The sequence below is a fragment of the Pseudoalteromonas sp. NZS11 genome (assembly GCF_015864765.1).
GTDB classification, from domain to species: Bacteria; Pseudomonadota; Gammaproteobacteria; order Enterobacterales; family Alteromonadaceae; genus Pseudoalteromonas; species Pseudoalteromonas arctica.
The window spans coordinates 752,842-769,588 of sequence record NZ_JADYWP010000002.1; the positions used below are offsets into that span (position 1 = coordinate 752,842).

At 36.7% G+C, this 16,747-nt stretch carries 12 protein-coding genes; all 12 read right to left on the reverse strand.

Annotated features, from left to right (window positions below; translation table 11 throughout):
- Positions 1-129: 129 nt before the first annotated feature.
- Entirely contained in the window at positions 130-2,733 is a 2,604-nt protein-coding gene (gene tssH, locus I6E82_RS06995; protein WP_197117284.1) for a type VI secretion system ATPase TssH, read from the reverse strand.
- A gap of 22 nt (positions 2,734-2,755) precedes the next feature.
- Positions 2,756-3,745, reverse strand: a complete 990-nt coding sequence (gene tssG, locus I6E82_RS07000) for a type VI secretion system baseplate subunit TssG (protein ID WP_024607340.1) — start codon at positions 3,743-3,745, stop codon at positions 2,756-2,758.
- On the reverse strand, positions 3,742-5,568 hold the full coding sequence (tssF, locus tag I6E82_RS07005) for a type VI secretion system baseplate subunit TssF (RefSeq protein WP_024607341.1): 1,827 nt from the start codon (positions 5,566-5,568) through the stop codon (positions 3,742-3,744). The genes tssG and tssF overlap by 4 nt, the downstream gene beginning before the upstream one ends.
- The gene (gene tssE, locus I6E82_RS07010; RefSeq protein WP_024607342.1) at positions 5,565-6,050 is read right to left on the reverse strand and encodes a type VI secretion system baseplate subunit TssE; all 486 of its coding nucleotides are present in this window, start codon (positions 6,048-6,050) and stop codon (positions 5,565-5,567) included. Before tssE ends, tssF begins: the two co-directional genes overlap by 4 nt.
- A gap of 16 nt (positions 6,051-6,066) precedes the next feature.
- Complete coding sequence (locus tag I6E82_RS07015) at positions 6,067-6,846, reverse strand: type VI secretion system accessory protein TagJ (protein WP_024607343.1); 780 nt, start codon at positions 6,844-6,846, stop codon at positions 6,067-6,069.
- Between the two features lie 2 nt (positions 6,847-6,848).
- Positions 6,849-8,375 carry a type VI secretion system contractile sheath large subunit gene (gene tssC, locus I6E82_RS07020; protein WP_024607344.1) on the reverse strand — a complete coding sequence of 509 codons (1,527 nt, stop codon included), beginning with the start codon at positions 8,373-8,375 and terminating at the stop codon, positions 6,849-6,851.
- A 36-nt stretch (positions 8,376-8,411) separates the two neighbouring features.
- The gene (tssC, locus tag I6E82_RS07025; protein ID WP_024607345.1) at positions 8,412-9,902 is read right to left on the reverse strand and encodes a type VI secretion system contractile sheath large subunit; all 1,491 of its coding nucleotides are present in this window, start codon (positions 9,900-9,902) and stop codon (positions 8,412-8,414) included.
- On the reverse strand, positions 9,899-10,402 hold the full coding sequence (gene tssB, locus I6E82_RS07030) for a type VI secretion system contractile sheath small subunit (RefSeq protein WP_024607346.1): 504 nt from the start codon (positions 10,400-10,402) through the stop codon (positions 9,899-9,901). The genes tssC (I6E82_RS07025) and tssB overlap by 4 nt, the downstream gene beginning before the upstream one ends.
- Before the next feature lie 16 nt (positions 10,403-10,418).
- A complete protein-coding gene (tssA, locus tag I6E82_RS07035; RefSeq protein WP_101216313.1) occupies positions 10,419-11,534 on the reverse strand; it encodes a type VI secretion system protein TssA in 1,116 nt (371 codons plus the stop codon).
- Between the two features lie 200 nt (positions 11,535-11,734).
- On the reverse strand, positions 11,735-12,535 hold the full coding sequence (locus tag I6E82_RS07040) for a PP2C family protein-serine/threonine phosphatase (RefSeq protein WP_225305707.1): 801 nt from the start codon (positions 12,533-12,535) through the stop codon (positions 11,735-11,737).
- Entirely contained in the window at positions 12,525-13,256 is a 732-nt protein-coding gene (tagF, locus tag I6E82_RS07045; RefSeq protein WP_197117286.1) for a type VI secretion system-associated protein TagF, read from the reverse strand. Before tagF ends, I6E82_RS07040 begins: the two co-directional genes overlap by 11 nt.
- On the reverse strand, positions 13,238-16,747 hold the full coding sequence (tssM, locus tag I6E82_RS07050; protein WP_197112962.1) for a type VI secretion system membrane subunit TssM: 3,510 nt from the start codon (positions 16,745-16,747) through the stop codon (positions 13,238-13,240). Before tssM ends, tagF begins: the two co-directional genes overlap by 19 nt.

Sequence of the window (16,747 nt, forward strand, 5' to 3'; positions counted from 1 at the left end):
GTCTTCAGAATTCCTTTCCCTAGATGAAGACAATGTCTCAAAAATTCCATGTAGTTACCTAAGACGACAAAATTATAATGCCCTAAAACTAAAGAAACAACCTATAACTTGGTTATATTTTAATAAACTTTAATTTAGCTCAACTTCAAATTCATTATCTTTAACTAATAACGATATACTATTAACTTTATTACCTTCTACAACACTCGATAACAATACTTCTGATAATAAAGGCAATACTTTATTTTGCAATATAGTATGTATATTACGTGCACCAGAACCTGCATTGTGACAGTTAGCAATAATATACTCAATCACGTCATCTTTATAAGTAAGCTCTGCATCATAATGCTTTTTAACACGCTTAATTATTTTATTTATTTGAAGAGCAGCAATTTGTGTCAGAATATCATCACTTAATGGGATGTAAGGTATTACGTTTATTCGCCCTAAAAATGCAGGTTTAAATGATCCTAACAAGTCATCTTGTAATGCTTTTAATAAACCTTTAATACTTGGCTTACTTTCTTCATCTTCAAATAGGCTCATAGTGGTATCGGTACCCACGTTCGAGGTCATAATAATTATTGTGTTTTTAAAATCGATGTCTCGGCCTTCACCATCTTTAATTGTACCTTTATCAAACACTTGGTAAAAAATATCTTGAACGCCAGGATGTGCTTTTTCCATTTCATCTAGAAGTACAACACTATAAGGTTTTCTTCTTACGGCTTCGGTTAAAATTCCGCCTTCACCATAACCTACGTAACCTGGAGGCGAGCCAAGTAATAAAGAAACTTTATGCTCTTCTTTAAACTCCGACATGTTAATAATTGTTACGTTATCTTCGCTTCCATAAACCTCTTGGGCTAGTGAAAGTGCTGTTTCAGTTTTACCGACACCACTAGGTCCGGCAAGCATAAATATACCGTTTGGACGGCTTTCATCAGCTAATTGAGCACGAGACGTTTGTACAACCTTAGCAATTAAGTCCAGTGCATGATCTTGCCCTACTACACGCTGCTTCATTTGATTTGCTAGATTTAAAATGCCATGAATTTCATCTTCATGCATTTTACCTACAGGTATACCTGTCCAATCCGAAATTACTTGTGCAATTAACTCTTCATCAACCTGCCAATGCACCATATTGTGCTCAAAAGAAGCTAGCTTCTGTTTGCTCTCCTTTAATTTTTCTAGCATTTCAGTTGATGAGTCGTCACTTTGAGAATTAATAGACTCAAGCGCTTTATTTAATTCGGTAACAATTTCTTTTTCTACGATAAACTGCTCATTTAGCGGCTGTAGTTGCTTTTCAATATCCACTAACTCGACTTTTAAAAAGTCTAGCTGTTCTGAGTGATCTAATCCTGTTTTCTGTTCACGCTTTAACATCAACACTTGAGTTTCTATCTCGCTCAAACGGTTAACTAGTTGTTCAATCGTACTTGGCGTAGATGCTTGACTCATTGCAACACGTGCACAGGCTGTATCAAGCAAAGCGACTGCTTTATCTGGTAACTGCCTTGCTGTTATATAGCGATGCGATAAGTGAACGGCACTCTCTAGTGCTTGCTCAGAAATAAATACTTTATGATGATGCTCCATTACTGGAACTAGCCCACGCAACATTGCTACCGCTTTTTCTGGTGTTGGCTCTTCAACCTTAACAACTTGGAAGCGACGCGTTAACGCGGCATCCTTTTCAAAAAACTTTTTATATTCAGCCCATGTTGTAGCTGCAATTGTTCGTAATTCGCCACGCGCTAAAGCTGGCTTTAATAAGTTTGCCGCGTCGTTTTGACCAGCCGCACCACCACTACCAATCATGGTATGCGCTTCATCAATAAACAAAATCACTGGGTTAACTGCGTTTTTAACTTCATTAATTAAAGATTTTAAGCGGTTTTCAAACTCGCCTTTCATACCTGCACCAGCTTGTAATAAAGCTAAGTCGAGGCTATGAATTTTTACATTCTGAAGCACAGCTGGCACATCTTTTTGAGCGATTCTAAGTGCCAAACCTTCTACAACAGCTGTTTTACCAACACCCGCTTCACCTGTAAGTATTGGATTATTTTGACGGCGTCTTGTTAAAATATCGACCATCTGGCGAATTTCAAAGTCTCGCCCAAGGATAGGGTCTATTTTGCCAGCGAGTGCTTGCGCTGTTAAATCGACAGTAAATTGATCTAGACTCGGCGTTTTAGAATTTAAATTTGTTTGCGTTGTTGCACCTTGAGCCGATTGATTTCGCTCTTCTGACTGGGCGACAATTTCAGGCCAAGCATGTAATAACTGCCCTGGTTCTATTTTATTAAAAAGCTTACTACAACGAGTTACTAAACTAGAGAGCGTATCATCTTTAGTCAGTGTATAAATAACGTACGCACTACGTATTTGATTGTCAGTAAATTCAATACTTGTGCTCAACCATGATTGCTTTAATAAGCTAGTCACGTGAACTGATAAACTAGGTGAAGATTCACTGCCTGTTTTTAAAGACTCTAGTGAGTGATTCAGATCTTGTTGAACTTTGTCGATATCTATATCGAATGATCCAAATATAAGCCTAACGTCATCAAGTTTTTGTTCAATCATAGCAAGCAACCAATGCTCTAATTCAACTGTAAAATGACTTCTGCTATTACAAATTGCAACAGCCGCTTCTAGACTTTTTCTACAATCAGGACTCAATTTTTCAACTAATTTATTCAGTGTCATCGAAGACATACGCTGTTCCTTTTAATTTTAATTATCCTTTAAACGATAACTTAGTAGGGTTAGTGTTTAATGTATTTTTACGGGCGCCTAAAAAGCTATTTGCGCCAAGTTGGCAATCATTCTTAGATAGTGTTGCAGCTTCTAGCTCGTCAAAGTTAGATTCAATCACTAAACGAAATTGAACTGCATTTCCTACATAATCTTTAATTATTTTATTTGTTAATTCGAACAATGTTCCTTTTGGTAACAATGCTCTGGCTTTGCTCGGATCATTTGAAGAAATGTGAACCTCTATATTTGACGAAATATCCCAGACTTTATTTCCAATAACAGTATCAACACCTAGGCATGCATGTTGCCCTTCATAAAGAGTCTGACTTGCCAAACGTGTTTGTTCTTGTGGATTGAGATCGTGCCATTGACCAATCATTTGCTTAATCGTTACGTCACAGCCTAAATAAGAAGATAAAATACTTTTTAAATCAGAGGCATTTCTTATTTTACGACTATACAAGCCCGAAAAGTGAAGTTGGTGTTCGTTATAGCCACCGCTTAAAAGCCCTAGTATTTGTGTATAGGGGTCTTTGTTTTTATCTTTATTTACATGATTAAGAGATGGCTTATACTTTTTCCACGCTCTGTAATACAACGAAATTAGACGATGATTAAACATGTCATAAAAGTCACGCATCGTTGTGTCTTTGTAGCGAAGTCGCTGCATTACTAGTTCGCTATAAAACTGAGGTAAAGCGCCTGAGCATCCCGTTAATCCCATAAATGAGACCTGCATGTTTACTTTATGTAATCCATCTTCAAAACTTGTCTCTTCTAACTTGGTAATTGCATTACCTGGGTAGCCAAATTTTTGTGTTGCAGTAAACCTAATAAGCTCCTGCTTTGGATTGCTATCGTAACCAACATGTCTATGTTCTAAGCCATGCTTTTTAAGCTGGTTTTCTATTATAAAAACAGCCTTGTAAAAATCTATTTGTGATGCTTGAGAAATAATATGCTTAATCATAAAAGAGGACTATCGCCTACTCTAGCTGGCCATTGATAATATAATTCCTCTTGTTCTTTCAGTCTCAAGCTCACACGAGTAAAGCTATTAATTGCAGAAAACTGTGCAAAGAAATGATCAAGTATAGTCGCGAAGAAAAACATACCACTGCCAGAAAAATCATCATTAGCAAACGTTATTTCAATATCGCTTCCTGTTGCAAAACTTACTCTGCCACTTTGTACCACTCTTGCTGTTGATGGTTTAATTAAAACCCTATATATGTTATCAATCATGCCCTTAGTTTGTGGTGATGCTCTAAAATCATATAGTCGAAGTACTTCCTTCAACTTTTTACACGCGTCATCACCACTAAAAGCATCTAGTGTTAAATGATTCACTAATTGCCACCGGGTTGCATCAGCTAATATAGGTCTAACGGCATGAGTAAATGGAATTAAACACCGTATTTTTTTAATTACATCACCACGTTCAGGCATCAGTAAGCCCAACTCGTCATCACCAAAAGGCATACTGGCTGGTAAGTTTCTGTTGCTACAATTTGCACGTACGGTTAAAACTGTATTGCCTTCTCCGTAAGCCATTGCGCTATTCTCAAACGTAGCATCAACAAGTGACAAAAATGTTTCTGTGCCCGACTCAACATAGCCGCCTGCCCATGACGCCGTTTCTCTGCGAATATGCCAAAATAAATCATCGTGTCCGTGATATTTAGGGTGTGTTTGCCCGTAAAAAGGCGATACGACCTGCTTGTTACCTTTATGGTCAAAAGCGATAACTTCTGAAAGACCGATAACCTCTGAAATTTCTGAGTCCATGTAGCGCGGTGTTAATTTATACTCGTATTCACTTATTTCTGGACGTATTGGCTCTAACTCTTGCTCAAACATGTTAATAATTGGCGTACAGCCGAGTAAAAACATGCTCTTATCAACCTGCTTTTCAAGCTCTGCAGACTCAGTATCTAGATAAAAATATAAGGTACATTGATTCGATTTTTTTGGTAGTGAGGATTTAATTCCGTCTAATTCAAAAAACCTGAATTTTTCTGGGAAAGTAAAATTTTCAACCAATAAGCGATAACCCGCAGACGAACGCTTAGAGTAAGGGACAACAGCTTCATTCACATCAAAACCAACGGCTTTAAGTTGATTTTTGGATAAGTACTTAATCCCTTCTTCACCGTTATCAATAGCAATTCCGATACAATGCTTAAATAAAAGCTCGTAAACTTTTAAAGTATGATGCCATTGACCATTAATAAAAATGCGTAATTTTTCCAGCCCTGTTTCAGCAAGAGATACACCTTTGTACTCCCCTGTTAGCTCAAGTTTAAATATTGATTTAGCTTTTTCATGCCACCTTGGTTTTGGCGCCACAAATGGGCTGTTATCAAATTGAGCACTTGTGATTTCTACAGGCCATAAATATGTTTCATAACACGTCTGAAATTTACACTGCTTCATTGACTCCACGTTAGTTTCTACTTCACTGGCTCTGGGAATAACTATCCCTGTAGTAGATAGGTTTTCAGCTTCTAGCTTAACAATCGACATTGAAGGAATTGGAGCTTGATAATCAGGCAGCATTTGTCCTAGTAAAGCATCTGTTAGCTCTGGAAAACTGTCATCTAATTTTTGCCTGATGTTTGCTGTCAAAAAAGCGAATGATTCAATTAATCTTGATACATGAGGGTCTTCAATATGATCTTCACTAAGCTTTAAGCGCCCAGCTACCTTTGGATATTTATCGGCAAAATCTTTACCTAGATGACGCACAAATGCTAATTCACGATTATAATATTTTAATAATTCATCGTTCATAAAGATGCCTCAATAATTTTCATACCCAAATTAACGGGTTCAACTTCAGAGTCAAAACTAATAAATTCAGGCTCAGGGTCTGCGTATAAAAGTGCGTTTATTCTAAGGTTTAGTACGCGATTAATGGGGACTTCGTCGTCAGTAAATACTTCGACCTCAAGAAACCTAGGTTCAAACTTTAAAATTGTATTTCTAACTGTTTCACACAACAAAGTCCGCCCTTCATGAGAGCTCACTGACATACTAGAAAAATCTGGCAAACCATACGACAAGCAAGACGTTGCTAACTCGTCGTATTGTGATGGCCATGTATGCCATTGAATCCGAGCATTAAGCAGTGCTTCAATATCTCTTCGTACATTTTTCCTCAGTTCACTAATTGTTATTCCCTCTGTACGAGAAGGTGCATCTTGAAAGTCAGGCTCATCATCAATGAGCCTGTCTAAAATAGATGCTTGAAGCTGTTGTTTATGCTCAATCATAATTAATCAAATCAGACTATGCTGTTTCTAAAACGTTTATTTTTAAGTTCGGGATTGTAATTGCTTCGTCATCAACGAATAACATTTTCATTCCTTTACCAATAATAAATTCATCTTGTAATTCTTCCCAGTCAGATACTTGACCTAGCTTTTCTAGTTCACTATTTGAATTAGCGTATACAAGTGGTAAGTGCGCAGTACCTGAGGGACCACCATCTTTAATTGTAATTTCAACTCTTAGCCAAATACTTTCAAGTAGTGATTCATTAGGCTCAACTTTTAATGTTTCAATTTCATTAAAGTTAGCTAAATAAAATTCACCATTAGTCCCTAATACTTCTAAGTAAGGACCTAAACTGTCATCAAGGTCTCTAATTACTGAAGTACCACTTTGTGACGCTTGAACTCTCAATTCTTCCATTTCTTTTGCTAATTTTGCAGCTTCATCAACTTCATTTTCAAGTAGAGCAACGTGCATTCTCAAGAATATAGTATCTAACGCATCTGCATCATGAAACAACTTAGGAATGCCTTTACCTTGGTAAAAATCAACTCTTGATTGTTGCGCACGAATTAAATGGCGAAGATTTACAGCTCCCACAGCAAATTCAGGGTTCTTTTGAACCATGAAATCTAATTGTTTATCGGCTTTTTCAAGTTCGCCATTAATGCAAAGTAGTTCTGCATAAACACTTCTAATATCAAAATTTAGAGGTTCATCTTGAAGCTCCGTAGCGCAACAAGACAGTGCATCAGTGAGTTTCCCCTCACGAATTAAGTTATGTATTTTTTTCATTACTATTCCTTTATTTTATGATGAGGACTGAGCTCAGTAATTAATTTTATACTAGAGACCATCTGATCTAATTGAAAGTGTGGCTGTAACTGTAAAACAGAAAAATAATGACCTGGGTTGGCCTTGTTCTCACTCACTTTTATTCTTGCGTTACTTAATGGGTATTTACTTCGAATATGCTCTGAAGCTGAATCTGATGCTGTTGTGTAATTATTTATCCAAGCTTGTAAATCTCTCTCGCAAGCTTGTGCTGAAATGTAAGAACCAACACGGTCACGCGCTAATAATTTCAAATAATGGGCAAAACGCGATACGCATAAAATATATTGCAGCATTGATGATAAGCGAGCATTAATATTCGCAGCACTAGAGTCATAGTTTTTTGTTTTTTGCACTGATGCATTGCTATAAAAAACAACATGTTCAGTGTTAGTCACTGATGAAGCTGGAATAAAACCAAGTTCAGAAAACTGTTTTTCAAACTTACTTGTAACTAGTAAATTTAAAGGAGGCTTAGCCTCTTTTTGATATATATCATTTGCAAAACTATCGCGAGCAAGCCCTGTTACTAACCCTTTGGATATTTTTCCTGGTTCAATTCCTCGAATATGACCAAACCATCCACTTTCACAGTAAGCTCTTATTATTGTTGATACAAACTGATATGAGGCATTTCCCCAAAGCATATCGGTCTCAGGGTCGATAATTTGTTCTTTAAAATAAAAATCTTGATGGCGCTTACCATCATTACTATATGGTGGTCTAACTAATATGTGCGGCAACGTAAAGCCAACAAACCGAGCCTCTTCCATCTTTCGAAAGCTTTGCCATTTTACATATTCTGGTTGTTCAAAGTGATTAAAAAGATCTGAGTAATACCCTAAATCAGAAAAGTAATCAGCTCCAAACAAGTTAGGTGAAGCAGAACAAATAAATGGGGCAAATGCGGCGGCAGCTGTTCTGGATATTTCTTTAATCGTATCTATATCGTTATAGACAGTTCCTGCAGAACATGCATTTGTTATTTCGTAGTCACCTATTACAACTCCAAATGGCTCTCCACCGGCGCTGTCAAATTCGCTTTGATAAAGTACTTGAAAAAACAAGCTCTGGTCAAAGTCAATCGCTTTGTTAACATCTTTAGACAATGTTGCCCAATCACAATTAAGCACCTTAACTTTAACTTTATTTTCTTTATCGTATTGTTCGCTTTGCAGTAACAACCACCATAAATTACGCCAAGTGGCTTCTAATTTTTGAAAGCGGTTATCATGAATAATGATATTCAATTGATTTGATATGAGTTGGTCTAGTTCTACGATTACACGTTGTAGATACGGACCTAGGGATTCTTTATTCCAAGATATAGGAGAATCAGAAGAGCCTTCAAGCCATAATAATAATGCTTTATCAAGGTTTTTTTCATTTAAAAACCTGTCGAGCAAAGCTTCATTATCACTTATTCGAGACTGCGACTTTTGTTGAAAAGCGAAGTCTTGATTTATAAATGAAAACTCTTCGTGATTCATTCTACTGCATTATCCTTAACGCTTAAGATTGGTTAATTAACCAATCTCTGGAATTTTAGCTACAAGACGTAAAGAAGAAGTTAACTCTTCCATTTGCAGCCATGGTTTCAACCAAGCTACAGCATTGTAAGCACCAGGTTGCCCCGGGATCTCTTTAACAGATACTTTTGCATCAGCCAAAGGGTAACGTGCTCTGATGTCCTGGCCACCGCCTTCTGTCGCATTTACATACGATAGAATCCAACGGTTTAACCAAGATTCAACATCTTCTGCTTCCATGAAGCTACCGATTTTGTCGCGAGCCATAACTTTAAGGTAATGAGCAAAACGAGATGTTGCCATTAAGTAAGGTAGGCGTGCAGAAATTGCGGCGTTAGCTGTTGCATCCGGCGTAGAATAAATTTGTGGTTTTTGACAGCTTTGACCACCAAAGAACACTGCATAATCAGTATTTTTATAGTGACACAGAGGTAAGAAACCTAGTTTGCTTAACTCAGCTTCACGACGATCCGTAATACCAATTTCAGTAGGACATTTTAGATCTGGGTCGCCATCATCGCTAGTGAAAATATGTGTAGGAAGACCTTCAACTTTACCACCGCCTTCAGCACCACGAATTGCTGTACAGAAACCGTATTGAGCAAAAGCTTTTGTCATATTTGTAGCCATTGCGTATGCAGCGTTACTCCAACAATAATCATTATTATCAGTACTTACTGAACGACCATCTTTAGGCTCAACTTCAAATTCTTCGTAGTTAAACTCTTCGACAGGCTTAGAAGCTGCGCCGTATGGAAGGCGTGATAAGAAACGAGGCATTGTTAATGATACGAAACGAGAATCATCGCTGTCTCTAAACGAGCGCCATTTAGTGTATTCTAATGATTCAAATACTTTTTCTAAATCACGAGGTTTAGTTAGCTCTTCCCAGTTATCGAAACCAAATAACGAAGGTGAAGATGCTGCAATAAATGGACAAAAGCCAGCAGCAGCAACATTAGACATTAAGCTTAATGCTTCAACATCTTCTGGGTGGTTAGTGAATTCGAAATCACCAACTATAGTTCCATAAGGTTCGCCACCAGGTGTACCAAATTCAGATTCGTATATTTTCTTAAACGTTTGGCTTTGATCAAATTCAACGGCTTTACTTAAATCTTTATGAAGCTCTTTTTTCTTCATGTTTAAAACACGGATTTTAAGTGTGCCACTTGTTTCTGAGTTCATCACTAGGTGATGTAAACCACGCCATGAGCCTTCAAGCTTCTGAAATTGCTCACTGTGCATAACAACGCTTAATTGCTTTGATATTTTTTGATCGATTAATTGAATTGCTTCATTAAACGTCACAGTCATATTTTTGTTCCACTGAACTGTACCTTTTAAGGCTTCTTCAGTCAGTGTTTTAAGTAATTCTTCAGCTCGGCTTGCATCAGTCTGTTTTGTTGCACCAATGGCTTGCTCTAGTAAAGATGAACTTACTTCAGTAGTTGACTCTAACTCTGTACTTAATTGTTCTGTACTCATTTTTCAGTCTCCTCTAATTTAAGTTCCTTAGCAATAGAGTCTAAACTTGCAGTATTACTTAGCACTTCTTCTAAAACGTTTTCAAGCTCTTCTGAACGGTCAATTTTTGTCATTAAGTCGCGAAGCTTGTTGCGCGTTTCCATTAGCTTACGTAATGGCTCAACCTGGTTTACAACTGCTGCCGGCTCAAAGTCATCTATTGATTTAAAGTTAAGTTTAACGTCAAACTGAGAACCATCATCATTTAATGTATTGTCGACTAATAAATTAAGAGAAGGGCTCATGCGCTTTAAAACATCATTAAAGTTTTCACGATCTATCTGAATGAATCGTCTGTCTTTAAGTGGTTTTAAGGCATCAGCATTATCTCCTGAAAAGTCCCCCATCACACCAACAACAAATGGTAATTCTTTTTTAACCGCTGCACCTTCAGTTTCCACATCATAAGTGATATGTACTCTAGGCTTACGAACTCGTTTTAATTTATCATGGATACTCATTGAGAACTCCTTTTACTTATGTTTCAGTTTCGCTGATTTTAATGCCAGACAACTTAAAGTACCCAGTCCTAGCATCACTATCTGTAATTAATTCATTTAATAACTCAGGTAGCGACAATTCGCTCCATCGAATTACTTGTTCAATCGTGTATGACATTGGTGAATGAGGTTCTGTTTTTCTAAAAAAAGTAGCGATTTCTTTTAATTTTTTAATCGCACTTTCTCTAGAGTTAATCTCATTACTACTCGATTTTTCGATTAACACTTCAACCGAATTATCATCTCCGCCTGTATCAGTATCTTCTTCTTCCGCATTTTTTTCTGCTAAAGCAATTTCAGCAGCTTCCAATTTATCAGCTGCTATATGTTTAACTGCTGCAAGTGCAACTTCGAGCGCTTTTTTTATATTAGAAGTAGGCTGAGGTTGATCTGTAACTTTATCCATAACATCACTAAGTATCGAAAACTCCTCGATTGAGTCTTCAATATCTTGTTTTAGAGAAAGAAAAAATTCAGTACTCGTTTCTGCTGCGCTTTTTTCTATTAATTCAAAATCAACAGAACCTTGCGCTATTTTTTTCTCTCTTTTTTCCTCGTTTAAACGAGAAATGTCATAGCCTTGCTGGTATTCCCAAAAAGAAAAAGCATCTAAACTAACACTGTCAGTTAGGTAAATACTTTTGATCGGTATTATTAAAGTCCCTTCCCCAGCGGTTCCATTTAAACCAACTAGCGCTGAAACTTTATCTGAAATATCATCATCAGTATCTAAAGTTGGATATAAAGACTCAAAATGGTTTTCTAATAAGCTATAAGCAACTTTAAAACCAAATGCTAAACCCTTAAATCCATGAATACGACACAAGGCTTCTATAAGCCATGCTAAATATTCGATATCTTTGCTTTCAGTTTTTATAGCTTCGCTGCATTGTTCTAAAAGCGGTAACCAATCGCGTGAAAGCGATGAGATACCTTGCTCGTCAACCAAAGCATTACGTTCAGCAGCTCGTAACTGATTGCGTAAATCTTTTAAGGCATAATAAGTAGACGTAGGAGAGACATCTGAGCGAGGATCAATACCTGCAATCTCTGTGTCTGAAATAGGGGAGATATATTCTTCTAATAAAAACATTCCGTCGTCCTAATAATTATCCATAAAACTCTAATAAAGCAGAGCGGATTTCATATTACATTCTTTATATTAAATTACAAGCCCAGTTACAATTGTGTTTATACATTAGTTATTACAAATGTATAAACACAATTAGGGCATGAATACTTTAAACATAAAACTTTTAAATAGTGCTAATAAAACAAAAAACTAACTAGACCCTATTTTGTAAATAAGGGAATGGTTGCCTCATCTTGTATATTAAGTATTTCGCCATGGAGATTGTTTTTTGTTTCGTCATACTTAACTAAAATGCACGTTACATTATCTCTAGCGCCTCTAACTAACGATGAATGCATTAAAGCCATACCTGAGTCTATAATACTACTTGGCTCTAATGATAAGCGTATATCGTCATCTGACAATTCACCTGTAAGGCCATCCGAACATAAAAGAAATATATCACCTGTTTTAAGTTCGTTTTTAATTACGTCTACTTTAACTTCATCCATTACGCCGACTGCGCGAGTAATTACATTTGAAAGAGGGTGATCTTTTGCCTCTTCGATTGAGATTATTCCCTCATCAATTAAATCATTTACTTGACTATGATCGCGTGAAACTTGTTCAAACTTCCCATTACGTAATAAATAAGCCCGACTATCACCAACCCAAATCACATAGTACACTCCGCCCTTTATAAAAAGAGCCGTCACGGTACTACCAGCGGTTTTGTTATCTAAATATTGCGAACTATAGTTATTTAGTTGTTTATTAGCGTTCTCTATAGCGCTAACGATGTGAGATACATCAAGATCAACTAAATCAAGTTCCTGAACTTTAGCCCTAATAACATCAACAACTAATTGACTAGCGACTTCTCCGGCCTCATGCCCACCCATACCATCAGCAACAACCCATACGTTGTGACTATTAATTTCAACGTGAGCATCTTCATTTAATTGCCTAACAACACCTCGATGGGTAATAGCATAACTTGTACTAAATTTATTACTTATCACTGTTTTTTACCTGTGTATAATTCCATTCCCAGTGTTTCCATCGTCCATCTAACATAGCAGCGACCTGATTAACCGGTGGCAAGGCGGAAGTTATAACCACCATCGGCTTTATATTACATGACCCATGTGTCCACCAAACGCTATAATCGCCATGCTTTTTGTAGAATATGGCATGCATCGCATCTTGCAAAATGGTGTTGGTAAGCTCTGTGCCAGAAAACTCAAATGCTTCACCTTGTTTATTTTTGTCTAGAGAGTCAAAAAAATTAACTTGTTTCTTTTCAGAAGGAGCCATTTTGATAGTTTTTGCGAGCTCTTTTCTCCAAGAAAAAAGATCGACAGATCCATCTAGTACTTTTAAAACAGCGTCTTCATACTCTAAAGAAAATACACCAGAGTTTAGAACTTCAATCGGTGCATGGTCTGTATAACTCAATACAGTAAAAGGATAGTGCCTGCCAACGGCATCCATGCTTGGAATAAGTGTTCCCATCACTCCAGTATCACCAACTATATTTGAGCTCAAAGCAAAGTGCCATACAGGGCCAGTTAGATAATTATCCTGCCATATATCACCAAGCTGCTCCTTGCTGACAGCAATGGCAGCTTGTAGCCATTGCTCCCAGTGTTCAGAAAACTCTTTAGAAACATTATCTTGTACAAAATCCCCTAAGCATGGGACTTTGCCAAGGTAACCAATATTTATAATCGCGTCGGACATGAAAACTTCTCTACACTTGTATTCCAAAATGGGTGTCTAATTGACTTAGGCAATAACTCTACTTTTGCATTATTTCCCATAAGTGCAAAATGTAGCTGTAAGTCTTCTCGCGTTTTACTTCGTGTCGCACTCAGCTCATCTAGCATACGATAAAGTGACCACTCTCCAAGGTAAGTTGTATTCATAGAACGGCCACCGTTAGGAGGGGTAAATACAACACGAGTTTTGCTCTGCCCCGTTGCTCCAGGCCAAATAAAGTTAGTCACTTTCAGTGGACCATGACGATAAGTCATAGACTGTCCATCAATTTCTATCATTAAACTAGATACTGTACGGTCAAGTTCAAGTGGTCGTAACCCAAATTCAATTCTTGGTGTATCACTACCACGGTCAAAAAATGCAGTTTGGATCTGATAAGCATGCTCAAACATTTTTAGTGTTTCATTGCTGATACCAATGTCTTTTTCAAATTTCCATGGGCTTGAACTTATATCTACACTAGGTGCAACATAACTGTTGAAAAAGCTGTCTATCGTTCCATTTGGCCCAAAGAAGCGAGTAAAGTCTTTCATGTTAACTTCTTTATCTGCTTGTGGAGAAAATGGGTACCTTCCTACAATCGCTGCATTGTATTCTCGTAGAACTTTGCTTTTCCAAATTTCATTTAAGTGTCTGTTTGCACTATTTTTTGTGATATTACTCGTATCTCGGCTTATATCTAATAACCAGCTATTAAACGGGTAAGGTAAGTCACGGCTCTGAAACTCTAATTGACGGATAAAACTTGGCTTACTCTTTCCACTAATTTGATCTTTTATTGAGTATTTAAGTTGATCGCCTCTATCTAGTTTTGTTAAATAAATATTCAGTTCTCTCAAGTTTTTCTGAATATTATCTAACTGCTGTGCATCAATATTAATAACATCTTCAAATGCTTCTTCTACTTGATGACCAGGTAATTTAATATCAAACTTAGGGGCTTCATTAGGTAAAAAACGTTTAATTCTATTAGCCTTCGTTTGCATTGCTATTTCTGCAGCGTTAGCAGCAACTTTACCGGCTGCTTTTTGGTTTTCAGATACAGGTAGCTTTGTTAACTGAACATTTTTTTGCACGGCACTTATAATGTTTTTGATTGGAGCTTCTGAACCCGCTAATACATCAGTAATATTTACACCTTCCGATGGAGAGCTATATTGGTTAAGACTTAAATCATCCAAAAACGATTGCCAATAATATATATAATCTTGAAAATAACGTTGCTCTAATTTCTTCTCAATTTCATCTTTTGAAATATCATAAGTTCCCGAAGCTTCCTCACCATATACCCAACTACTGGCCATTAAATTACCAAGCATTTTACTTTTTTCTACATTGAAAATGCCGTGGAAGCCATTAAATGTATATAAGCCAGGAATACTTCTTGTTAACTCCCCATTATTTCTAAAAGTAAATTTTTGCGCACTTTCAAAACTAATAATATCAGTTAATCTAAATGGTGGAATACTACTATTTAAAAAGTCAGCTTGAAGACGTTGATATGCTCTTTCAGCAATAGGAAGTTTAGTTAATTCAGTACGCGCATTACGTACTGCCTGATTATCAATCTCGCTCTGATTTATACCGTTCCCTAATAATGCAGTAATGTGACCCATTAATTCATTTCTGGTTTGAATGCTCTTATCACCAGGTAAACTTCTTTCTAAGTAAGCACTAAACCAAACAGTAATATCTTCGCTATCAAAATACTCAGGCTGAAATAACATTAAATAACACTTTAACGTTTCATATAAATAACTTAAATGCTCAGGATGAGCCTCCATCTCTTTAATCAGCGTGTTACTTATAAATGGTTCTAAATATGTTTGCAACGAACGGTCATATGCATTAACAGATGATTCTCTAATTTCATTTAGTTTGTTAAAACCAAATGAAGGAGAGTCTTGCACATTAAATAAATCTGAATTGCTCGCTGGTAAGTCTCTTAATGCATTTAGCCTATCGTTTAACACTAATAAGTTATTTCTATCAAATGAAGCTGAATCTAGCTCTTGGTATGTTGTAACTGCTTCCTCTGTTGCAGAAATTAAATTGCTATTCCAAGCAAAACTAAAATACCATGAAATTGAAAAGCCAAACAAAGCAACACAAGCAAGTGAGATACTCGCGATACGTAACCATTTATTTTGTTTATCATGGTGTTTGTTAGTACTTGCTAAGTTTTGCTCCGGAAAAATAACGCTTTCCAAAACATTTTTTATAAAAAAACTTTTTGATTGGTTTATATAATCTGTTTTTCCGGCATTAACATCATTCAAGAAACTTGATGGTGTACCTTCTTGGGTCGCACTTGTTAAATATACGCCCCTGAACATTGGTAATTCTTCATATGCATTAGGAGTAAAAATTTCTTTTAAAAACCCATCAGCTACTCCTTGCAACACTCTAAGCTGCCTAGGGAACTCAAAAATCTTAGCTCGTATAGCTTGATTACGCTCGTTAATAAGTCGACGATTAAGCATTTCGGTTAATTTAGAAATTAAAGAATGAAACTCTTTATTAAAAGCTTCAACCTGCGTATCTTTTGCCAAATCCAGCTCAAAAGTTACGCCCCAAACCTGCTCACATTCTTCTTCTGTTAATTCGCCAAAGAACTCTCTAAACCCTTCTATTAAATCAACTTTTGAAAAAATAACATATACAGGAAATGTCATTCCTAGTTGATTTTGAAGTTCTTGAAGCCTCTGTTTAATTGCACGTGCATGCAGGTTTCGCTCAGTTTTGGTTTGACTCATCAACTCTGAGATACCCATACTGATCATCACACCATTAATTGGTCTCAAAGGACGGTACTTTCTCAGTAAGCCTAAAAAGCCTTCCCACGCTCTAGAGTCATGTTTTGCATGGCTATTTTGAGTCGTGTACCTTCCTGCGGTATCAATTAATACAGCTTTATTAGTAAACCACCAATCACAATTTCGAGTTCCACCAATACCATGAACTAAATCTACACCAAGCTTATCCTTCAAAGGATAATCTAGACCAGAGTTATGTATTACGGTGGTCTTGCCAGCTCCAGGTGGCCCAATCATTATATACCACGGTAACTGGTAAATATTTTTACCTTTAAACAGTTTTACGTCTTTTAACAAGTCTATTGCTTCATTCATTCTTGTTTTTAAAGTCGTAATTTCTTCATTTACTTCATTACTGTTTGAGTCATCACTATCAATTAACTCATCAGCCATTTTTTCGTCTCTTTTACTTTGCTGAACTAGACGATATATTTTTGAAACTGAGAATATTAGTAGTACAAATAAAATAGTAAGCAGCCGGGAAGCTATACTCGCTAGAGGCACATAATCTGCAACCGCAATTAAAGGGCCGCCAAACCAAATTAATAATGATAAAGCAATAAACCCAATGATCAGCATTGCAGTGCGTGATGTAAGCGCGTAAGTCATTTTTTTAAATTTTTGTGAGAAACTCAT